General features: G+C 43.0%; 20 protein-coding genes and 1 pseudogene. 13 read left to right on the top strand and 8 right to left on the bottom strand.

The window, feature by feature from the left end; all coding sequences use genetic code 11:
* Positions 1–222 precede the first annotated feature (222 nt).
* Both Q7P33_RS14210 and Q7P33_RS14205 read right to left on the bottom strand, forming a co-directional pair.
* A complete protein-coding gene (locus tag Q7P33_RS14210) occupies positions 223–387 on the bottom strand; it encodes a hypothetical protein (protein WP_303871319.1) in 165 nt (54 codons plus the stop codon).
* Positions 388–466: 79 nt separating this feature from the next.
* Entirely contained in the window at positions 467–802 is a 336-nt protein-coding gene (locus Q7P33_RS14205) for a hypothetical protein (RefSeq protein ID WP_303871318.1), read from the bottom strand.
* A 401-nt stretch (positions 803–1,203) separates the two neighbouring features.
* Between Q7P33_RS14205 and Q7P33_RS14200 the strand changes: the two are divergent.
* A pseudogene (locus tag Q7P33_RS14200) lies at positions 1,204–2,327 on the top strand (IS256 family transposase).
* A gap of 169 nt (positions 2,328–2,496) precedes the next feature.
* On the opposite strand, the gene Q7P33_RS14195 reads toward Q7P33_RS14200, so the two are convergent.
* On the bottom strand, positions 2,497–3,264 hold the full coding sequence (locus Q7P33_RS14195; RefSeq protein ID WP_303871316.1) for a DeoR/GlpR family DNA-binding transcription regulator: 768 nt from the start codon (positions 3,262–3,264) through the stop codon (positions 2,497–2,499).
* Positions 3,265–3,430: 166 nt separating this feature from the next.
* The gene (locus tag Q7P33_RS14190; RefSeq protein WP_303871314.1) at positions 3,431–4,363 is read right to left on the bottom strand and encodes a sugar-binding transcriptional regulator; all 933 of its coding nucleotides are present in this window, start codon (positions 4,361–4,363) and stop codon (positions 3,431–3,433) included.
* A gap of 207 nt (positions 4,364–4,570) precedes the next feature.
* Here Q7P33_RS14190 and Q7P33_RS14185 point away from each other — a divergent pair, with 207 nt between their 5' ends.
* The 4 genes from Q7P33_RS14185 to lsrF are packed head-to-tail and all read left to right on the top strand — an operon-like array spanning position 4,571 to position 7,466.
* Positions 4,571–5,197: a dihydroxyacetone kinase subunit L gene (locus Q7P33_RS14185; RefSeq protein WP_303871312.1), complete on the top strand. Its 627-nt coding sequence runs from the start codon at positions 4,571–4,573 to the stop codon at positions 5,195–5,197.
* A 26-nt stretch (positions 5,198–5,223) separates the two neighbouring features.
* On the top strand, positions 5,224–5,544 hold the full coding sequence (locus Q7P33_RS14180) for a VOC family protein (protein ID WP_303871310.1): 321 nt from the start codon (positions 5,224–5,226) through the stop codon (positions 5,542–5,544).
* A 42-nt stretch (positions 5,545–5,586) separates the two neighbouring features.
* Positions 5,587–6,585 (top strand): dihydroxyacetone kinase subunit DhaK, encoded by a 999-nt coding sequence (locus Q7P33_RS14175; RefSeq protein WP_303871308.1) that lies wholly within the window; start codon positions 5,587–5,589, stop codon positions 6,583–6,585.
* Between the two features lie 2 nt (positions 6,586–6,587).
* Positions 6,588–7,466, top strand: coding sequence for a 3-hydroxy-5-phosphonooxypentane-2,4-dione thiolase (gene lsrF, locus Q7P33_RS14170; protein ID WP_303871307.1), 879 nt, complete (start codon positions 6,588–6,590; stop codon positions 7,464–7,466).
* 60 nt (positions 7,467–7,526) lie between these two features.
* Here lsrF and lepA read toward each other — a convergent pair whose 3' ends face one another.
* Positions 7,527–9,332, bottom strand: a complete 1,806-nt coding sequence (gene lepA, locus Q7P33_RS14165) for a translation elongation factor 4 (RefSeq protein ID WP_303871305.1) — start codon at positions 9,330–9,332, stop codon at positions 7,527–7,529.
* A gap of 177 nt (positions 9,333–9,509) precedes the next feature.
* Between lepA and rpsT the strand changes: the two genes are divergently transcribed.
* Positions 9,510–9,776: a 30S ribosomal protein S20 gene (rpsT, locus tag Q7P33_RS14160; protein ID WP_303871303.1), complete on the top strand. Its 267-nt coding sequence runs from the start codon at positions 9,510–9,512 to the stop codon at positions 9,774–9,776.
* A gap of 119 nt (positions 9,777–9,895) precedes the next feature.
* On the top strand, positions 9,896–10,114 hold the full coding sequence (locus Q7P33_RS18065) for a neprosin family prolyl endopeptidase (protein WP_369693316.1): 219 nt from the start codon (positions 9,896–9,898) through the stop codon (positions 10,112–10,114).
* On the opposite strand, the gene holA is transcribed toward Q7P33_RS18065, so the two are convergent.
* Both holA and Q7P33_RS14150 read right to left on the bottom strand, forming a co-directional pair.
* Positions 10,020–11,036, bottom strand: coding sequence for a DNA polymerase III subunit delta (holA, locus tag Q7P33_RS14155; RefSeq protein ID WP_303871301.1), 1,017 nt, complete (start codon positions 11,034–11,036; stop codon positions 10,020–10,022). The genes Q7P33_RS18065 and holA overlap by 95 nt on opposite strands.
* 57 nt (positions 11,037–11,093) lie before the next feature.
* A complete protein-coding gene (locus tag Q7P33_RS14150) occupies positions 11,094–13,514 on the bottom strand; it encodes a DNA internalization-related competence protein ComEC/Rec2 (RefSeq protein WP_303871300.1) in 2,421 nt (806 codons plus the stop codon).
* Between the two features lie 171 nt (positions 13,515–13,685).
* On the opposite strand from Q7P33_RS14150, the gene Q7P33_RS14145 reads away from it, so the two are divergent.
* From Q7P33_RS14145 to Q7P33_RS14130, 4 genes are all read left to right on the top strand, one after another.
* On the top strand, positions 13,686–14,642 hold the full coding sequence (locus Q7P33_RS14145; RefSeq protein ID WP_303871299.1) for an alpha/beta fold hydrolase: 957 nt from the start codon (positions 13,686–13,688) through the stop codon (positions 14,640–14,642).
* Positions 14,643–14,658: 16 nt separating this feature from the next.
* On the top strand, positions 14,659–16,281 hold the full coding sequence (locus Q7P33_RS14140; RefSeq protein ID WP_303871298.1) for a putative manganese-dependent inorganic diphosphatase: 1,623 nt from the start codon (positions 14,659–14,661) through the stop codon (positions 16,279–16,281).
* A gap of 70 nt (positions 16,282–16,351) precedes the next feature.
* Positions 16,352–17,140 (top strand): hypothetical protein, encoded by a 789-nt coding sequence (locus tag Q7P33_RS14135; RefSeq protein WP_303871296.1) that lies wholly within the window; start codon positions 16,352–16,354, stop codon positions 17,138–17,140.
* A 129-nt stretch (positions 17,141–17,269) separates the two neighbouring features.
* Positions 17,270–17,650, top strand: a complete 381-nt coding sequence (locus Q7P33_RS14130) for a helix-turn-helix domain-containing protein (RefSeq protein ID WP_026394608.1) — start codon at positions 17,270–17,272, stop codon at positions 17,648–17,650.
* Positions 17,651–17,821: 171 nt separating this feature from the next.
* On the opposite strand, the gene Q7P33_RS14125 is transcribed toward Q7P33_RS14130, so the two are convergent.
* On the bottom strand, positions 17,822–18,451 hold the full coding sequence (locus Q7P33_RS14125; protein ID WP_303871294.1) for a redox-sensing transcriptional repressor Rex: 630 nt from the start codon (positions 18,449–18,451) through the stop codon (positions 17,822–17,824).
* A gap of 148 nt (positions 18,452–18,599) precedes the next feature.
* On the opposite strand from Q7P33_RS14125, the gene Q7P33_RS14120 reads away from it, so the two are divergent.
* Positions 18,600–20,528 (top strand): ABC-F family ATP-binding cassette domain-containing protein, encoded by a 1,929-nt coding sequence (locus Q7P33_RS14120; RefSeq protein ID WP_303871292.1) that lies wholly within the window; start codon positions 18,600–18,602, stop codon positions 20,526–20,528.
* A 41-nt stretch (positions 20,529–20,569) separates the two neighbouring features.
* Positions 20,570–20,803, top strand: coding sequence for a hypothetical protein (locus Q7P33_RS14115; RefSeq protein ID WP_303871291.1), 234 nt, complete (start codon positions 20,570–20,572; stop codon positions 20,801–20,803).
* Positions 20,804–20,860: the final 57 nt, after the last annotated feature.

Genomic DNA, 20,860 nt, shown 5'->3' with positions numbered 1-20,860 from the left:
CACTGCGATTGTGCCAAACTTGTTCGTAAATATAGTTGCAGTAGTATCTCCACTTTCAGCAAATCGGTGACTTAATCAAAATTAGCCCCTGCAAATTATCTGTATTTGCAGGGGCTATGATTTCATATAACTCTTTTTTACACACCTTGAATCGTTTCGATCCAATTAGTAGTAAGACCAATCATAAACATCCTGTCATGGTGCAGTTATTTATCAGTATGATTAACCCAAGTAGTTCCAGTTCATTGAACGCTTAATAGCTTCCTGCCATCCATCGTATACTTTGTTGCGTTTCTCAGCAACGATTTCCGGGGTAAAGCTTGCTTCAATCGTCAGGGCGGCATCAAAATCCACTTCATTCCATAACCCAACGTAAAGTCCAGCCATTTCTGCCGCACCTAACTGGTTGCCTCTACAAAGAATGGACGGTCTACCTGAACATCCATCATATCCACCATCATTTGCGCTAATAGGTTATTTTGGAAGCCCCGCCGTCAATAGCGGTTTTTTTCCAGTAACAGCCCCATTCATCTGTAAAACTGCCGTCTTCAAAACTCTTGGTATGAACCGAAACCCCGGACCGAAGCGAAATGTAGTACATATCAATCCCCAGTTTTTTGACCATCTCAATCGGCATCTGTACTTCAGTCCATCGCCCTATCCTGGAGTTATCCAGCAGATATGCCATATCCAACACTTTTTTCATATCTCGATACACATCAATCGTCAGCACCATATCAACTGGTGCCCGATCCGGTTCCTGGTGATTGGCTGCTGCCATCACTCTTTCTCGTGAATTCATGATTCCCTCTCTTTCTACACATAAATAGATCGCAGTTTTCGTAGATATTCTCGTGGCCTCGAGCATATTTCGTAATTTTTTTCTTGTTTACTGTATATTTTCACCACAATATAACGCGATTGTTTCTTCTCGTCAATATAAATGATAATTTTATATTCACTTTATATTAACTTATTATAATTTTATGATAACATAATGCACACTTTTTAATTTTTTATATTTTATTATCTTTTTACAGCCGATTTATTGTTTTTATTTACGAAATTATCACTATTTATTATTTGACCATCGATAACGTATAATATATTTCGCAAAAGTAAATAATGAAAAATAGACATGGTCTATAGCCATTTGGTAGAATAAAGTCACCACAACCAAATATAAACCAGGAGGCTAAAACCATGTCTGAGAATATTATACAACTGAACCAGGAAATTATCCATAATGAATTGCGTGATCTGGTGAGAAACAGCGTCGAAGAAACGCTCAATGCCATGCTGGATCAGGAAGCAGATGTCCTGATCAATGCCGATAAGTATGAAAGAAGTGAAGGACGAAAAGGCCATCGTTCCGGTCATTATAACCGGAATTTTCATACAACAGCAGGCGAAGTGACCTTGAAAGTGCCAAAACTCAAGGGAATTCCCTTTGAAACGGCAATCATTGAGCGCTACCGACGCCGGGAATGCTCAGTGGAGGAAGCGCTGATTGAAATGTATCTCGCTGGTGTTTCAGTCCGTCGTGTGGAAGATATTACCGAAGCCCTGTGGGGAACAAAGGTATCCCCGGGAACTATCCCTATGTTTATGTCGATGGGATTTATCTGAAACGCAGCTGGGGTGGTGAAATTCAGAACGTTGCTGTACTGATTGCCATCGGTGTTAACGAAGATGGTTGTCGCGAGATCGTTGGCGCCGCTGAAGGCATGAAGGAAGATCATGACAGCTGGCATGAGTTCTTTGTCTGGCTGAAAAGCCGGGGTCTCAAAGGGGTTCAACTGATCATTGGTGACAAAAATCTTGGAATGCTTAATGCCATTCCCGAAGTTTTTCCAGACGCCCGGTATCAGCGTTGTACCGTCCATTTCTACCGAAATATCTTTTCAGTCACACCGCGCAATAAAATGAAGACCGTATCGATGATGCTTAAAGCCATTCACGCCCAGGAATGCCGGGTTTCCGCTCAGGAAAAAGCAAAGCAAGTGGCCCAAAAACTCCGGGAAATGAAGTTGTCTGCAGCGGCCAAAAAACTCGAAGATGGTATTGATGCAACCCTCACTTATATGGGTTTTCCATCTCAGCACTGGACACGAATTCGAACAAACAATACCATTGAACGGCTGAATTGGGAAATAAAACGGCGAACTAAAGCCATTGGCGCTTTTCCGGATGGCCAAAGTGCGTTAATGCTTGTTTGTGCCAGACTACGCCATGTTGCCGGCACTGAATGGGGTGTCAAAAGCTACATGAACATGGATCATCTGAAAGAAATGGTTCTTCAGGAAAATGATTCAATTGTTGGGTGATTTTTATTTCCCAAATGGCTGTTTCTATTTTTGCGAAAAATTATTGACACTACCTGACCATCGTTTCTCTGTAATCATTTCGGTAAACAAAAAAACGCATCTTCATTACCGATGCGTCCCAATATATTTATTCAATATCATAATTTATGCTATTATCTTCAGATTATTTTCAAATTATTTCGATATTATTACTCCTGCAGTATTCCCGATAAATTTCCGGAGTTTTATCATCAAGAATAAAGCCGTCAAAAACATTTAAATCAACCATTTTTGTCAGCGCAACCTTATCAAACTTCGAATAGTCTGCTAAGAGATAACATTTACTACTAATTTCATAAATAGTTTGATTGATTTCTACCTCTTCAAACGCCCCATGGGTAATCCCCTTGTCAATCGATACTGCCATAACGCCCATAAAGGCTTTGTCAATATTAAATGTTTTCAGGAACTCATTCGCCTCTTTCCCATAAAAGGCACCAGAAAAACTACGTAGTTTTCCTCCCGGCATATAGACTGTTATTCCAGAAATAGCCGACGCTTTTAATGCCACATTCAATGAAAGCGTTATCAAATTGACATCCTGAATATCTTCAATATAGTCAAGAATCAGCTCGACTGTGCTTCCGGCATTAAGCGCAATGGTATCACCATTATCTATAGACTTTGCCGCTTTTTGAGCAATTAACCGCTTCTCTTCGATATTCTGGGTCCTTTTTTTGTAAATATCCATTTCCGACGTCGTCTGATAGTTTATTTTTTCTTTTCTAAACGCCCCGCCATAAGATAATGTAATCCCATATTCCTCGGCCAGATATTTTAAATCCCTACGTATTGTCGCCTCGCCCACACCATATTTCTCCGAAAGACTGGCAACTTTAACCGAACCTTTGCTCATAATTGTATTTAAAATTTCTTTTCTACGATCTATATGCAACATCTCAGTTTCTCCTCATATGTGTTCTTTTTTATAGTTCTAAACTAATGTTTATTTTGATCATTGAGAACACATCTCTCAAAATTTATCTGAAATCAAATCCGAAAATTGATCTCTATTCTAGATTGTAACTACAAATCCTCATTATTGCAAGACTAACATAACGAAATCAACCATATCTATTGCTTTGATTTTTATCGATCACGTCCTTGGCAGTTTGCTCAGCAATCACCAGATGTCTGATATAGCCGGTTCGCAAACAGCTAATAACCGCACTAGTGTTGGACTCTGGCGGAACAATGCCAATAACATGTTTGACCCGAGCCAAAAGCCGTAAGGGAATCTGGATGGCGTAATCATCATCACCTTCAATCCGTTCGCCCTGCAAATTAAAGAAGTATGACAGCAGACTCCCGACCGCTTTCTCTTGCGTCAGTTTCTTGCCAAACCGCAGCGCTGTTCCATGATCCGGTACCAGGGGAAAACTGCCCAAGGTAATAATAGCGGTATCGGTTTTTCGCCACCGCTCAAGAATAGTATGATAATTCGTGGTATTCATAAACAATTCCTGATCTTGTTCAGTAGTGGGAAAGGCCGGGCTAATCAGGTATTCCACCTGAAACCCGGTCTTTCGGGACAAGTCAGTAGCCAATTCATTAGGGTGATAACCCCGATGCGGAACCGTTGCTGTTCCAATCAGCGGACAGACAATGCCTTGAGCGGTCTCTCCAATATTTGTCTGCTGCAAAGCCTCTATTACTTTATTGATGTTATAACCCCATCCCAAACCCAATACCCTGGCATTGTCAAGATACTTCAGTACAACCTTTGACGCCGCTTGGTGAAAATCTTCACCCGATTCCATCACATGACAACTTTTCAAATTGAATTGCTGACACATCGCCTGACTCAAGCCCATGTTAGAATGTTCATAGGACAAAATATCAATCTTAACAATACCTTCTTTTCTGGCCTTGGTTAATAAATTACTCACTGATGGTCGGGAAACATTCATGATCCGGGCGATTTCTGCCTGAGTTTTATTCTCTTCATAGTATAACTTTGAAATTTGGATCAGTCGTAATAACTCTTTCTCTTTCATCTCGTCGCTCCACTTTCTTTACAAATGTCAGTTTTGATATTGTTTAATATATAACAATAGCTATCATATGTCAATATATTTCGGTTTTATATTACTTATTAAATAATTATCTACATTTAGAGTTGACATATGCTATTTTTATTTGACTTCCCTACTGACACTTGTTATACTGATGACAAAGATGTAAACGATTGTGGAGGTGAACAAATGCCACTTGAACCATTAAAAATCAAATCGATGCTCATTACTGCAGCTCAGGAAATCACCGATCATGTTGACATCCTCACTGATCTGGACTGTGCTCTGGGCGATGGAGATCATGGTACGACTATGAAAAAGCTGACCCATGTGATGTTTGACCAGATTGAACCCTGGAATGAAACCACCAACCTGAAAGACGGCCTAAAATCCCTCACGGATGCCTTGGAAGATGTCAGCGGCGGTTCCGCCGGGCCATTGTTTTCAGCTTTTGTCTATGGCATGGCAGAAGCTGCCGATACTGATGCGCCAACTACCGATGTTTTTGTCAAGCAGATTCTACTTGGTGCCTATGACGAATTCTTTGCTACTTCCAAAGCTGAGGTTGGCGATAAAACGATGATGGATGCCATTTATCCGGCTACTGAGGTAATCCGCAATGCTACCGCTGATATGAAGACTACACTGGAAAAAGCAGCCATAGCCGCCCGAAGCGGTTCTGATAACACCGCCGGAATGCTGGCCAAATATGGACGCGCCCGCTATATCGGCGACCGCTGTTTAGGTCATAAAGATCCCGGCTCAGTCACCTTCGCCTATTTCTATGAGGGACTGGCAAAAGGATATTTAGTATAAAATTCATTACCTGAAGGGAGAAAAAAATGTACGAAATCATGCACGTCGGGGTTCCCGTTAAGGAACCGGTTTTAGAGGAGTTTTATGCCGAGGGTTTAAAGGTTCACATCTCCGGACCGGATAACAATCCTTTCAGATTTGAGTATCTGAGATTTGAAGAGGGTACTCCGTTTCATCCGGATGTGGTTAATTTTACCCACATCGCCTATAAGGTACCCAACATCGATGCCTTTATCAAAGATCACCAGGCGATTGTGCTAAATGAACGGATGACGGTTGATGACCATCTGGATATTGCTTTTGTCAAAGTTAACGGTACCGTTCTTGAACTGATGGAAATGAACTAACTACTCTCACGCATCAAATTTTTATAAATAAGGAGAGAAACCATGACGATGAAAAAATTTATTAACAGTCCGGATAATATTACGGCAGAATTATTAGAGGGCCTGGCCCTGGCAAACCCCAGCATCCTTGAAGTAACTGACCACAATCTGATCATCAACAAGGGGCTAGCCACTGCCGACCGAGTTACCATTGTCACCATCGGGGGTGCCGGTCATGAACCAGCACTGGAAGGCTTTGTTGGCGAAGGGATGATCGATATCTCAGTCGTTGGGGATATTTTTGCGGCCCCTGGTTACAAAGCCGTGGTGGAAGCACTGAAACTGGCTGACAAGGGCAAAGGCGTACTGTTGGTGGTCTTAAACCATGCCGGTGATATGTTAGCCGGTGACCGAACCATGAAAGAGGTCGAAAAACTGGGACTAAATGTTATCAAAGTAGTCACCCAGGAAGACATTGCCAATGCCCCCCGCTCTGACGCCGCCAACCGTCGTGGCCTGGTCGGTTGTGTACCGCTTTATAAGATCTGTGGCGCTGCTGCCGCTCAGGGCAAATCGCTGACTGAAGTGGCGGCTCTGGCCCAGGATTTTGCCGACAATATGGCAACCATTGCGGTGGCCTGCAAAACAGCTACCCATCCTCAAAATGGCGCATCCTTCGCCGATCTCGGTGAGGATGAAATGGAAGTCGGGATGGGTCAGCATGGTGAAGGTGGCGGCGGTCGCCAGAAAATGGCTAGCGCGGATGAAACCGCGGTGATCATGGCCGATGCCCTCCTTAACGATCTCGATCTGAAGGCCGGTGAAGAGGTCATGGTAATCGTAAACGGCACTGGGGCGACCACCATCATGGAAATGCTTTTGGTTTTCCGACGAGTTCACAAATACCTCAGCGAAAAAGGTATTAAGATTGTGGCCAGCTGGGTTGAAGAGGTTTTGACGGTTCAGGAACAGGCCGGCTTCCAGCTTTTCTTTGCCCGGATGGATCCGGAAAAACTTGCCTTTTGGGAAGCTCCGGCTAAAACCCCATATTTGAGTCGATAATTATGGCAGATCAGGATTCAATTAAAAAGGCCAAAGATTTTGGTTTTGACCACCCCATGGAAAAACGAAGTTTTCACGTCAAAGGGATGGACGATGTGGACTGGGGCATGAAAACCCGGCTGTCAAAAATTTTTGATCCCGGCAGCGGTCACACTGTCATGCTGGCCTTTGATCATGGCTATATCATGGGCCCCACCCAGGGATTGGAGCGAATGGATCTGACCATCCCCCCTCTCCAGGACTATGCCGATGTGCTGATGGCCACCCGGGGAGCCCTGCGCACCTGTATCCGGCCCGATCATAACAAGGCAATTGCCCTGCGCTGTTCCGCTGGTAGTTCGGTTTTAAAAGAGGATATGAGCAAAGAAATCATCGGCGTCAATGTCGAAGATGCGATTCGCATGAATGCCACCTGTATGGCGATTCAGGCCTTTATCGGCTCGGAACACGAATGTCAGAGCATTGAAAACATCATCAGAACTGTCGATGCCGGCAACCGTTACGGCATTCCGACTCTGGGTGTTGTGGCGGTGGGTAAAGAGATGGAACGCACCACCAAATATTTCTCCCTGGCCACCCGGATGCTGGCAGAATTCGGAGTGCAGATTGTCAAGGTCTACTACTGCGACAACTTCGAAGAAGTGACTGCTGCCTGTCCGGTTCCGATTGTTATCGCCGGCGGCAAAAAGGTTCCCGAGCAGGAAGCTCTGGAAATCACCTACCAAGCCCTTCAAAAAGGCGCTGCTGGGGTGGATATGGGCCGAAACGTCTTCCAGGCCGACAACCCGGTGGCAATGATTCAAAGCATCCGCAAGGTTGTTCACGAAAAGTTCACTGGCGCCGAAGCCTTTGAATTCTATCGTGATCTTTCTTCCCATTAATCCATTTAAAAAAGCTGTATTGTCTGAGTTCTTCAGCCAATACAGCTTTTTATCATTAAATCAGGAATCCAGTTTAAGAACCGCCATAAAGGCTTCCTGGGGCACTTCCACATTACCAACCTGACGCATCCGTTTCTTACCTTCTTTTTGTTTTTCCAGCAGTTTTCGTTTTCGACTGATATCGCCGCCATAACACTTGGCCAAAACATCTTTACGCATCGCCCGAATCGTTTCCCGGGCCACTACCTTAGTCCCAATGGCCGCCTGTACCGGAATTTCGAACATTTGTCGGGGGATTTCTTCTTTTAATTTTTTGGCAATTCCCCGTCCCCGGTTCGCCGCCTTATCCCGATGGACAATAAAGGACAGGGCATCCACCAGTTCGCCATTCAACAGAATATCTAGTTTAACCAGATCGGAGGGGCGATATTCCTTAATATCATAATCAAAAGAGGCATAACCCCGGGTTCGGGATTTCAGGGCATCAAAGAAATCATAGATAATTTCATTCAGGGGCAGTTCATATTTCAGGATCACCCGGTTTTCTTCAACATAATCCATGGTCAGATATACACCCCGACGTTCCTGACACAATTCCATAATCGCCCCCAGATATTCAGAAGGCACCATGATATCAGCATTGACAATCGGTTCTTCCATGGTTTTAATCTCAACCGGGTTGGGTAGATTGGTGGGATTATCAACCCATAGTTCAGTGCCGTCGGTTTTGATGACCTTGTAAATAACACTGGGCGCTGTTGTCACCAGATCCAGATTGAATTCCCGTTCCAGTCGTTCCTGGATAATTTCCATATGCAGTAACCCAAGGAATCCGCAGCGGAAGCCAAACCCAAGAGCCATTGAAGTTTCGGCTTCATAAAGCAGGGAGGCATCGTTGAGCTGCAGCTTGGCCAGGGCTTCTTTTAAATCTTCATAACGGGAGCCGTCGGCCGGATAAATTCCACAGAAAACCATGGAGGTCACTTTTTTGTAGCCCGGCAAGGGTTCCTTTGCTCGATTAGTGGTTTCGGTGATGGTATCCCCTACCCGGGTATCCCGGACATTCTTAATCCCGGCGTTGACGTAGCCAACATCACCGGCACAGAGTTCCTCCATTGGAATCAGCCCTTTACCAAAGACCCCAACCTCATTAACTTCAAAACTTTTACCAACAGCCATCATATCAATTTTCATGCCTTTACGGATTTTTCCCTGAACGACCCGAACCGAGGCAATAACCCCCAGATACTGATCATAGTAGGAGTCAAAAATCAGCGCTTGTAAGGGGGCATCCACATCACCATCAGGTGGCGGCACTTTTTTGACAATCGCCTCCAGCACATCCCGGATGTTGAGCCCGGCTTTGGCCGAAATCAGCGGCGCATCCTGAGCTTCAATGCCAATCACATGCTCAATCTCGTCCTTGACCCGCTGCGGGTCAGCACTGAGCAGGTCGATCTTATTGATAACCGGGATGACCTCCAGATTATTCTCCATGGCCAGATAAACATTGGCAATGGTTTGGGCTTCAATGCCCTGGGAACCGTCGACAATCAGCAATGCCCCTTCACAGGCAGCCAGACTACGGGACACCTCGTAGGTGAAATCGACGTGACCCGGGGTATCAATCAGATTTAAAATATACTCTTCGCCATCATCAGCAGTATACAGCAGCCGAACCGCCTGCAGCTTGATGGTGATGCCCCGTTCCCGTTCAATATCCATATTATCCAGAAACTGTTCTTCCATATCCCGTTTACTCATCAACCCGGTATCTTCAATCAGCCGATCTGCCAGGGTTGATTTACCATGATCAATATGGGCAATAATCGAAAAATTTCGGGTATGTTTTTGTTTGTTTGTCAATTTTCTGTCCTCAACTTTCAAATCTATATCAATGGTTGAAATGTGCTTTAAATCCCTCGTATTATACCTAGATCAATATTCTATCAAGAAATATTTTTTTTGTCACGTTTTTTCTTGATAAGTCGCTGCAAATGTGTTAGAATTGCTATGTTATAAATAAATGAGGGGGGTGAACCCATGGCTAACATTAAATCGGCTATGAAACGAGCTAAAACAAATGAAATCAGTCGTCTGCGAAATAAGATGGTAAAAACTAATCTTAAGACTTCTGTAAAGAAATTTGATCTTGCAGTTACTGAAGGTAACGTCGAAGCAGCGCAGGAAGCTTTTCGTTTAGCGACAAAGAAAATTGATATGGCTGTTACAAAAGGTGTTTTACATAAAAACACTGCAGCGCGTAAAAAAAGTACTTTGGCTAGAATCTTAAACAAGATGACTGCTTAATTACCTCATTTATATATTCCCAAAACCCGTGTCTCTAGGGTCTATCCAAAGATGTACTTACTCAGGTACATCTTTTTTTGCGTGTATGTAGTCGCCAATCTCAAGCTTGCTTGCAATTGATGACAACTCTACAAACCAACGATGAAGCGGAGCGCAATCGTGGTTTATTTATTCAAAACTCGAGCACTTCGCACCAACACCATAAAAATGTATCGGAATGTATCGGTACGAAATGTTCGGGATTTATCCAATCTTCATTAAAAATAATTCCAGGGCAAAATTTTGATCAATTTCCCCCAGTTTCATCTGAGCATCAAGATCAGCTCCAAGTAACATAATTTCCCATAAATTGTCGATCGGATAATGCTTACCTGTCTTTAGCAACTTGTTGACGATAAATGGGGCTAGCTTCATTTCTGATGCCACTGTTTTAGACGGTAGTCCCCGGGCGCTGTAAATTTTAACCATCAGTAACATCCGAATTTGCCGAAGCAATAGGCTAAAAACCCCAAAAGGAGATTCTCCTTCCAGATAAAAGTGATTCAGCATCAGCAGGGCTTGATCTTTTTGCCCGCTGACGGCGTAGTCAATCAATTTGAAAATCCCCTCTTCAATCGACTGCGGTAAGATCAGCAGGATATCTTCTTTGGTAATCTCATTACGATCTCCGGCGTAGTCAATCAGACTGTTGAGTTCATTGTCGACCATCTCCATGGTTTTTTTCTCATTCATCAAATACATCGACCGCTGAATAAACAGCTCCAATTCACTGCGATTGATTTTCTTATTGGCATTTTTAACCCGTCGGGTAATCCATGCCTGCAGATCGATAACATCCAGTTTTTCAAACACAACGAGGGTGCCTGTCTTAATCAGACTTTTATACAGTTTTTTACGTTTGTCCGGTTGCTCCCAGTAGATTATTAAAAGCGTCGACGGACAGGGTTTTTCGAGGTAGGCAGCGATCCGATCCAAATCCTTTTTGTCAGAAATCTTCTCCAATTGAGCTTCCTCCCGGACAATCACCATCCGCTTATTGCTCATCATCGGCAGGGTTTCACAAGTGGCCAGTAATTCTGTTACATCGAGATTTTTATCACTATAGGTGGTCAAATTCAAAGGTTCCAGACCCTTAGCCAATTCTGTACCGATCAGTGTTTTTTCCATCATATGGCCAATATACTGTTCCGGACCGGTAAACAGATAGACTGGGCTAAGTTCATTATTTTTTAAGCTTTTATTGAGTTCTTTGTAATTCACATTATCTCTCCATTAATTTAGGTTGCGTTTAGTATTTTTTAAGTCGTTCGACACTTTTTAATCAGCATAGCTTTTAATGCGAATGAATTCACCATTGCTGGTAATTTCCACAGCTCCTTTTTGATCGGTTCGCAGTGCCGTGATGGCTTCTTCCTCCAGACGATCCATTACTTCCTCGTTGGGATGATGAAAAGAATTATTGGCACCCACTGAAATCACTGCAGTTTCCGGCTCTGTCGCCTGTAAAAAAGCCTTTGAAGAAGAGGTTTTACTGCCATGATGAGGAATTTTGATCACTTGAAAATCCCGTTCATTGCTTTGGGCCTGCAATTCGGCAATCAACTGTTTTTCGACCTCAGTTTCGATATCTCCGCATAATAATATATTAAAGTTTTGATAAGAAACAGCCATCACCAGCGATGCATTATTCTGATCTTCATCCGCCACCGTACGGATCGAACCGTCTGGATTATACACCTTAATGGTTACGCCGTCACGCCCTTCAACCACCGAACCCTTTTTTAATAAGGATACTGGAACCAGCTGCTGATTGAGGAGTTCTTCGTTATTGGTCTGAACGCTCATAAAGAGATTCTCGACCGGATAACCGTCAAAGATCAGTTCTTCAACCCCCTGACAATGATCGACATGGTTATGTGTTAAAAAGATAGCATCCAGTTCCTGGATGTTTTTAGCATAAAGAACCGGGTAGAGCACCTGATCGGCGACCCGACTGGTTCGTTCAAAAAGATAGCCACCCCCATCAACCAGATAATTCTGACCACCTGGGGTTTCGATTAAAATGCTGTCGCCCTGACCCACATCCAAAACTGTAACAATCAGATTTCTGGGCAACAGCGGAGCCGCTGCCACAATCAGCACCAACACCAGTGCGAAACTGATTACCGTATTTCGAACATAGGGTTGCCGGAGATAAAAATAACCGGAAAATAGAAAGACCAGCAACAATACGAGTGCCATTTCAGCCAGGGATAATCCGCCCCGACTGATTCTCACAAAATCGACGGCATTTCCCAGATCATTAATTCCTTTGAGTACCACCACGATGGATTCTCCTAAAAATTCGATCGACAGTGATATGATGGGAGCTAACCCGGGAACAATCGCAACGATCGCCAAAAAAACCATTCCCGCCAACAAAAACACACCAATCAGCGGTACCACCAGCAGATTGGATAAGAAACTCATCAGCGTAAAGCTCTTAAAGTGATAAAGTAAAATCGGCAGGGTTCCCACCGTGGCGCAAAAAGTCAGCACCAGACCTTGAATCACCGCTCCCGCCTTAATTTTTTGGTGCACCCTTTTTTTATTTTTGTGTTTTTCATAGGCATACAGCAACGGGAGATAAAAAAGAATAATCCCCAACATTGCACCCATGGAAAGTTGAAAACCGGCCTGAAACAGCTGGGCAGGCCAGATAAAAAGAATTATTATTCCCGCCAAACACAACTGATTCAGGGCATCCCGCTCTCGGTGCAGTCCCTGGCCGCCAGTGACGCAAAGAAGCATGATGGCAGCCCGGATCACCGGTGCTACAAATCCGGTAAGGGCAACATAAAAAATCAAAGCAGGGACTAAAAATAAAACCCAGTACTGCTTTTTAATTTTCAACACGATCAGCAGGTAAGAAAGCATCAAGAATACATAACCCACATGGAGTCCGGAAACCGATAAAACATGGGTCACTCCAGCGTCCTGAAAGCTCTGGACCAGTTCCTCATTGATATTTTTCTCACCAAAAACAACGCCCATGAGCAAATCTGCCACATCATCAGAAAAATTGAGTTCCATCTGGTGTTCCAGGTGATGTTTAATACCTAGGATCCGATCATACAGACGCACTTGCTGACCAACTTGGCGGATATTATCCGGTTTAACCGTCATCAATCCCTCAATTGACTGAGCTTTAAGATAAAGCCCATAATCAAATCCGCCGGGGTTTCTTTGACCTGAAGGTTGAGACAATTTTCCCGTCATTAACACCAGATCCCCAGGAGCCAGATCAAGTTGCGGCTCTTCGTCGGTCGTTAAGGACACCTGCTCCCCTGCGGTTTCTTCATCACTTTGATAGTAGACGGTTGCTCTGATCCCAGCACTCTTGTCAAAACGATTGTTTTCATCTTCAGCATTTACTATTTCACGAGCTGTCAGACTGATCGTTAACCGATTATTGGTACGAATCGGATAATCATTAACGACACCGATCAGAGAAACCTCCTGTTCATAAAAACTGTCTAGAACATCCGTCTCCGGGAAGGCTAGGGAACCCAAAATTACTCCAAATCCGAACAAACCAAGAACAAATGCCACCTGGCTTATTTTGGTGTCTTTAAGCAAAAACGGCATTATTGACAGCAGCGCAGCTGTACCAAGCAACAACCACACTGGCCAGTGGTAAAAAACCCCAATAATGCCCAAACTCAGGGTAATAATGCCCCATAATAACGGTCGTTTCATTGATCCTGGTTGAGATGTCTATTCTTGCTCAATACCGTTAATCTCATTTTCATTACCCCTCATCCCACGATATTACCTCAATTATACACTGATTACCGCTTTTTTAGTACGGGAAACCTGTTTTTTTTAAGATATTTTGTTATAATGTGACAATAGCTATAAGAAGTTCACATGAAAGAAGGAACACAAATGATTGCTTTAACAACCAATGGTTTTTATACATCCGATGAGGTCAAGCTGACCTCCTACGAAACCCCCTGCCCCACAAAACCAAAGGGTATTGTTCAGATTGTTCACGGCATGGCAGAACATGCACAACGCTATCATGAATTGATGGATTTTTTATATCAAAACCACTACCTGGCGGTGACCCACGATCAAAGAGGCCATGGTCAAACCGGCAAAGACGCTGGAAACCTGGGCTTTTTTTCCAGTGGTAACGGCTGGGAGCGGGTTGTTTCCGATGTCAAAGAACTTTCTGGAGCGCTTAAAGAAGTTTATCCTGAGCTGCCGCTGTTTATCGCGGGGCATAGCATGGGGTCAGTTGTTGCCCGTACAACCATCATTGATTATTCAGAATTATATGAAGGGGCAATCATCATTGGCACGACTGTCGGTATCAACAACTTTATGCGCAAAGCCGCCAGCATCATTGCCCGTCGGGAGATCCGCAAAAATGGTGAAACCGCCCCCTCCATACTATTATCCAAGCTATCCTTTGGAAACTATAACAAAAAGTTTAAACCCAACCGAACTGAATATGATTGGATCTCCCTGAGCAAGTCCAATGTCGATGCCTATTTAAGCGACGCTCTCTGCGGTTTTACCTGCAGTGCCGGGTTTTACCGGGATTTGTTTTATGGTCTTGATTACACCACCAAAACGTCGAATCTCAAAAAAATCCCCAACGAATTTCCCTTGCTTTTTTTAGCTGGCCGGGATGACCCCGTTGGTGGTATGGGCAAAGAAGTTACGCAACTAACCCAGCAGTTAAAAAAAATCGGCGTCTCAAACGTCGAATCAATTCTCTATCCGCTGATGCGACATGAAATTCTAAATGAAGATAAACGAAAATTAGTCTATGAAGACATCCTGCGATTTTTAAATACGCATTCACTATCTAAATAAGTAAGGAGATCCACCGATGACCCCAAAAATATATGTCTTCGGACACCGCAATCCGGATACCGATTCCATCTGTTCGGCCATTGCCTATGCTCATTTAAAACAAACCCTGGGACAAACTCTAGTCTTTCCCGCCCGATTAGGCCCCGTTAATAAGGAGACCCAGTTTGTTCTCGATACCTTTGACGTCGGTTTACCCGAATTGATCAAAGATGTCAAACCCCAGGTTTCAGACCTGGTGCTGACTGATTTTTCGATGGCTTATGAAAAGGACTCGGTTTCTAAAACGATGGGCCAGATTATTGATCACCCTGGCCGCTCCCTGCCGGTAATCAGCGATGAAGAACAGCTCATTGGGATGGTTTCCCTGTCGGATATTATCCCCGCTTACACCGATGCTTTTTCAAAATCGCTGCTGCGGGACAGCGAAACCCCTCTGGATAATATTATTGATTTACTTGAAGCCCAGGTTTATGGCTCAATCAAATCTGAACTGGTACGGGGCGATGTTTATACCATTACCGAAATCGAGGACGGTCAAACCTTAAGCAGCCAGGACATTTTGGTTACCGTTTCGCAGGAAATCTATCTTAACCGAGCCTTTGCCACTGGTGCTGGAATTATCATTGTTTCCAACGCATCTCCCGATGTTGTTTTTGATATCCCTGAAAATTACCTGGGGGCCGTTTTGATTGTAGCCTTTGGTCCCTTCGAAGTCATCCGGTTGCTCTGTCAAGGAATTCCGATTAAAAAATATTACCAGAAACTCCATCTGGAATATTTTATGACTTACGAAACCATCGATGATGTCAAAAAAAACATGCTAACCTCAGATCATGAGCGTTTCCCCGTGGTGGATGTGGATGGAAGGGTTCTTTCAACTATTTCCCGCAGCAACCTGATTGATTTCAGCCGAAAAAAAGTGATTCTGGTCGACCACAACGAACGCAACCAGTCGATCGTTGGAGTCGAAGAAGCTGAGATCATTGAAGTGATTGACCATCATCGGGTAGCTGAAATCCAAACTGCTACACCGCTGTACCTGCGCATCGAGCCGGTTGGCTGTACCGCCACCATTGTCGCCAAAATGTACCATGAGTATCAGGTTGACATCCCCAAAGACATGGCCGGACTGATGCTTAGTGCCATCATCTCGGATACACTGCTTTTTAATTCTCCCACCTGCACTGAAGATGACCGGCTTATTGCCCGGGAATTAGGGAAAATTCTGAATCTTGATGTTAAGAGTTACGGCGAAAAAATGCTAGTAGCTGGCAGTAATTTAAAAGAAATGCATCCCTTAGAAATTATCTCCACCGATCGGAAGCTATTCACCATGGGCGCCTATAAAATTGGGGTTTCACAAATCAATACGGGGGATTTCCGGGGTATCTTTGACAAACTGGATGGGGTTCTGCTGGAAATGAATAGATTATGTGCCGAAGAAAGCCTGGATCTGGCTATTTTAATGGTTACCGACATTATATTGGGAGGCTCCGAACTGATCATCGCCGGAGAAGCTAAAAACCTCGCCCAGCTGGCTTTTGGTTTTCAACCCGGTGAATTCAGCAAATACATGAATGGTGTTTTTTCCCGAAAAAAACAGATTGTTCCGCCGCTGATGAACGCCTCCTCTTTCTAAGAAAAAAATCCAGATATTGGTGAAAATGATGCAAAATAATGAATCCAAAAATTATATCGGGCTTCGACTGGTGATTATCTTTCTGGTCTCAGGTTTTTTATCGCTTATTTTGACTGGCTGCGTTGAAAAAGAACTGATCAACGATCCTGCAACTGGTTCAGTTTTTCCGGCAGATCTTTCTGGCACCCTGATCGATGGTCAGTATTCTGCAAGCACAAAATATTATGACACCCGAGGTTATGCCCAACAATTGAATATTTTAATTAAAAACGGCTTAATTACTCGAGTAACCTTAAACGAGTTCGACAAAAACAAGTCTGATCGCCTATCTGTCGAGGGCTCTGACAAAACCTGGCCCAATCTGGCAGTGGCAAATTTAAGCGCTCTCTATCTCCGTCTTTACAATGAGTTATTGATGTCTCAGAATCCTGATGAAACTGACGCTATATCCGGTGCAACACAAACATCCGAAAGATTTATCGGTTTGTCCAAGGCAATTCTGGATCTGGCCAGCAAAGGTGATCATGGACCAATAAAAATTGATACCTTCGATACTTATTCAATCACCAGCAACCCAGATCACGATGGCTATCAGGGATTTCTTCAAGCAACCTTTAACGGGTCAACACTCGTCTCTTTGAGTTATGATGAAATTATAACCGAAGACGGAAAATCAAAACGTAAATCAACTGATCCTCCTGGTAATACAGACTTTAATGCATTATTTGACACAATAACGAAGACTGCACTTAGCAGTCAATCCTTGGAAAATCCGTTCCCAGCCAATGAAGCATCTCCAGAAAAAGTCAAATATGGCGAATGTCTACGACTCCTAAAAGAAGCAAGAGCGCCTTTTTGATGCTTTATCAATTTAAGATTTATTCCTTTAATTCAACCGTAAATCTTGACAAATGTTAAAGACGTGGTATAATTACCCTATAGGCAGTGCATTTATGCCAACAAATCTAAACTGAAAGAAGGTGAAAAAATGGAAAACAATACTTTTGGCAGCCGATTAAAGGCGTTGCGGATTTCAAAACGATTGACACAGGAGAATTTTGCCAATCTTTTCTATCTCAATAAAAGCTCCATCTCCAAATATGAAAAAGATAAAAACTTACCTGAAAACCAATTACTGATAAAAATTGCAGATTTCTTTGAAGTTTCTGTGGACTATTTATTATGTAGAACCGATCAGCCAAAGCTTTTACCAAGCAACCCAAAACCGATGACATGTGAAGAATTTTTGAAATCTTACGTTTTTTCCAACGAAGAAGTGGATTCTTTTTCTTCGTACTTCTCTTTCCCAGAAAGCTACAAGCAAGAGGTTCTGGATTTTATTAATTTCAAGAGCTCCAGTGGGAAGTAAATTAAAAACTACGAAAATCATGTTTAAATAACTTGTTATAAAATAAAAGAAACACAAAAGAAGTGTTTCTTTTTTAATTCCCCGATATATCGCAGCAATGTAATCTTTTTTGATCAAAATATAAAGAGCCTGATTAAAAAACCAAACTCTTGCCAGATTCTACAACTAATTTTACTCACCCAGTAGATAGGTTAAAGTAAACAAACTATCTGTAATATTTACATTCTCAACCACCACATCACTGGGAACATCCAAATCCAACGGACTAAAATTCAGGATGCCTTTGACACCCAGTTCTGTAATCTGGGTAGCAACTTGTTGACCGACTTCCCGGGGCACACACAAAATGGCGATGTCAATTTCATTGGCTTTGACAAACTCTTCAAGTTCGTCCATATGTTTTACAACCACACTGCCAACAACTGTGCCTACTGTTAAGGGATCAACATCAAAGACACCTTTTAAAATCACACCTTCCCGCTTAAATCGTTCGTAGTTTGCAATGGCATGACCCATATTCCCACCACCAATGATAATACAATTATATTCACTATCAAGACCCAAAATTTCCTTGATAGCTTCCTTCAATTCTCCCACATTGTAGCCGTACCCCTGTTGTCCATACCCCCCGAAAGAATTCAAATCCTGTCGAATTTGAGAAGCTGTCAGGCCCATCAGACTTGCTAATTCCCGGGATGATATTTTTTCGATATCATTGAGTTGTAAATCACTTAAATATTGATAATATTTCGGTAACCGTTTTACGACGGTCATTGATACTTTTTTTGAGAAGCGATGCATGATTACTTCTCCTTTCTTTCGGATAGTCTATTAATTATATCAATATGAACCAATTACGTCAAATTATTCATTTTAATTTACCGTTTTTTTTGATAGAATAGTAAAAGTGAACCTCAACAACTGAACAAAAACGAAAACAGGTGAAATAATGTTAGTCAATATCGAAAACTTGCACTTTAGTTATGGCATTCATGAAATATTTAATAATCTTAATCTATCCATTAATGAAAAAAAACAAATTGGTCTGGTTGGCCGCAATGGTACCGGAAAATCGACGCTGCTCAAGCTGATTACTGGCGAACTGATCCCTGATACCGGTCGAATCAGCAAAAAAAACGGGCTGACCATCAGCTATTTATCTCAGGAGTCCACGATTGCAGAGAATACAACCCTGCTCGAAATGCTTACCGATGTATTTAAACCCCTGATTGACATGGAAAAGCGAATCAAACAAATTGGCGATGCCATTGCCGACAGCACCGGAACTGATCAGGAAAAACTGATGCAGGAGTTTGGAGAATTGCAAGAAAGATTTGCCGAACACCATGGCTATGAATACCCCAGCCGAATTCGCGGTGTCATCAATGGCCTCGGTTTTAAACCCGAAGATCAGACTAAAGCGTTCTCGATGCTTAGTGGCGGTGAAAAAACCCGTGCTACTCTGGGCCAGATCCTGCTTCAGGAACCGGAACTGCTGTTATTGGATGAGCCCACCAACTACCTCGATATCGATGCCCTGCAATGGTTAGAACAATATCTGAAGAATTACTCCGGTACTTTTGTCATTGTATCCCATGACCGCTATTTTATCGATAAAGTCTGTACTTCAATTATGGAAGTAACTCAGAAAAATATCAAAGAGTATCAAGGCAATTATACCCAGTATGCGCTTAAAAAGCGGCAAGACATGATGGAACAGAATCATCAGTACCAACAACAACTCAAAGAAATCAAACACCAACAGGAAGTCATCGATCGATTCCGTGCTTATAATTCCATTAAAAGCTCAAAAAGGGCTGCAAGCCGGGAAAAAGCATTGAGTAAGATTGAGCTGCTCGACAAGGTTGAAACGGTACACAACAGCCATTTCAACTTTGTCCCCCGGGTTAAAAGCGGTAATGATGTATTGTCAGTAACCGGGATAAAAAAATCCTTTGGCGATCGCCTGCTTTTTCAGAATATGAATTTTGAAATTCATCGGGGTGATAAAGTAGGCATTGTTGGACCCAACGGCGCTGGTAAAACCACACTCTTTCGCATTTTGCAGAAAAAGCTAGCCGCCGATAGCGGTGAAATCCGCCTGGGTCAGAAAGTCCATATCGGTTATTTCGATCAGGAACATCAGGCCCTTAAGCAATTTTACCATGAAAATCTGCTAGAAGCTCTGTGGGATGTGGATTCGAAACTAACGGAAGGCGAACTGCGGAACATCCTTGCAGCCTTTTTATTTGTTGGTGATGAGGTCTTCAAACCGATTAACACACTATCCGGCGGAGAAAAAGCCCGGTTGCTGCTGGCCCGACTGATGATTTCCCAGTCTAACTTCCTACTAATGGATGAACCGACTAATCATATTGATATGGACACTAAAGAAATTCTCGAAAATGCCTTGAGCCAATATGAGGGTACCTTGCTGTTTATCTCCCATGACCGGTATTTTTTAAACCGCATCTCAACCCAGATCTATCAGTTCTCAACTGATGGGATGGAAATCCATCTGGGCAACTATGATGATTATTTAAAACAAAAGGCGGATGCATCCGCCAGGGCAGCTGTTCAAGCCGAAGAGAATAAAACAATTGTAACTAAGACACAGCAGCGAACAGATCGCAAAAAGCAAAAAGAAGAAGAAGCTCGTATTCGACTCTTGAAAAAGCAGGTTAAGGAAATTGAAGAAGCCATACTGGTCACTGAACAAAAAATCGAATCAATTGAAACTGCCATGTGTGCTCCGGATTTCTATGATGACCTGACTTTTGCAGCTGAGACCAATCTGTCATATGAAGCATTCAAACAGCAATTATCTGAATTAACTGATTCCTGGGAAGTCGCCTTACTGGCTCTGGAAACCGAGTAATGATCATTTCATTAAGCACTAATAAATAATTGGAGGAAGAAATGGAACTGACAAATAATGAAAAAAAGGTATTGAATACCCTATTCAAAGATGTTAAAGGAACCACCCGCAACACGATGCTGGTTGCTCTTTATGCAGCTAAACCAATCGATGACGAGTCCCCTGATGCGCAAGCCCTGATCACTTTGATCAACGGCCTCATTATCAAACTGGCAGAGTTGGAACAACCGGAAATGGAAGTTCTATTCGCCGGTATCCCCTACAATGTAGACTGAAACCGCAATCACAAAAGGCAGCCTCATAAGAGACTGCCTTTTTGATTGCTTAAATTT

This window comes from Acetobacterium wieringae, assembly GCF_026646375.1.
GTDB classification, from domain to species: Bacteria; Bacillota; Clostridia; order Eubacteriales; family Eubacteriaceae; genus Acetobacterium; species Acetobacterium wieringae_A.
The sequence above is the reverse complement of the archived record's forward strand: the minus strand, read 5'-3'. Positions and strand labels throughout refer to the sequence as shown.

What these genes read in the sequence shown, in the direction of transcription:
- Q7P33_RS14115 (WP_303871291.1), top strand. Translation starts at nt 20,570, where the DNA reads ATGGAACTGACAAATAATGAAAAAAAGGTATTGAATACCCTATTCAAA.
- Q7P33_RS14195 (WP_303871316.1), bottom strand. Translation starts at nt 3,264, where the DNA reads ATGTTGCATATAGATCGTAGAAAAGAAATTTTAAATACAATTATGAGC.
- Q7P33_RS14125 (WP_303871294.1), bottom strand. Translation starts at nt 18,451, where the DNA reads ATGCATCGCTTCTCAAAAAAAGTATCAATGACCGTCGTAAAACGGTTA.
- Q7P33_RS14180 (WP_303871310.1), top strand. Translation starts at nt 5,224, where the DNA reads ATGTACGAAATCATGCACGTCGGGGTTCCCGTTAAGGAACCGGTTTTA.
- Q7P33_RS14210 (WP_303871319.1), bottom strand. Translation starts at nt 387, where the DNA reads ATGGCTGGACTTTACGTTGGGTTATGGAATGAAGTGGATTTTGATGCC.
- rpsT (WP_303871303.1), top strand. Translation starts at nt 9,510, where the DNA reads ATGGCTAACATTAAATCGGCTATGAAACGAGCTAAAACAAATGAAATC.
- Q7P33_RS18065 (WP_369693316.1), top strand. Translation starts at nt 9,896, where the DNA reads ATGACAACTCTACAAACCAACGATGAAGCGGAGCGCAATCGTGGTTTA.
- Q7P33_RS14140 (WP_303871298.1), top strand. Translation starts at nt 14,659, where the DNA reads ATGACCCCAAAAATATATGTCTTCGGACACCGCAATCCGGATACCGAT.
- Q7P33_RS14120 (WP_303871292.1), top strand. Translation starts at nt 18,600, where the DNA reads ATGTTAGTCAATATCGAAAACTTGCACTTTAGTTATGGCATTCATGAA.
- Q7P33_RS14145 (WP_303871299.1), top strand. Translation starts at nt 13,686, where the DNA reads ATGAAAGAAGGAACACAAATGATTGCTTTAACAACCAATGGTTTTTAT.
- lsrF (WP_303871307.1), top strand. Translation starts at nt 6,588, where the DNA reads ATGGCAGATCAGGATTCAATTAAAAAGGCCAAAGATTTTGGTTTTGAC.
- Q7P33_RS14185 (WP_303871312.1), top strand. Translation starts at nt 4,571, where the DNA reads ATGCCACTTGAACCATTAAAAATCAAATCGATGCTCATTACTGCAGCT.
- Q7P33_RS14130 (WP_026394608.1), top strand. Translation starts at nt 17,270, where the DNA reads ATGGAAAACAATACTTTTGGCAGCCGATTAAAGGCGTTGCGGATTTCA.
- Q7P33_RS14190 (WP_303871314.1), bottom strand. Translation starts at nt 4,363, where the DNA reads ATGAAAGAGAAAGAGTTATTACGACTGATCCAAATTTCAAAGTTATAC.
- Q7P33_RS14175 (WP_303871308.1), top strand. Translation starts at nt 5,587, where the DNA reads ATGACGATGAAAAAATTTATTAACAGTCCGGATAATATTACGGCAGAA.
- Q7P33_RS14150 (WP_303871300.1), bottom strand. Translation starts at nt 13,514, where the DNA reads ATGAAACGACCGTTATTATGGGGCATTATTACCCTGAGTTTGGGCATT.
- Q7P33_RS14205 (WP_303871318.1), bottom strand. Translation starts at nt 802, where the DNA reads ATGAATTCACGAGAAAGAGTGATGGCAGCAGCCAATCACCAGGAACCG.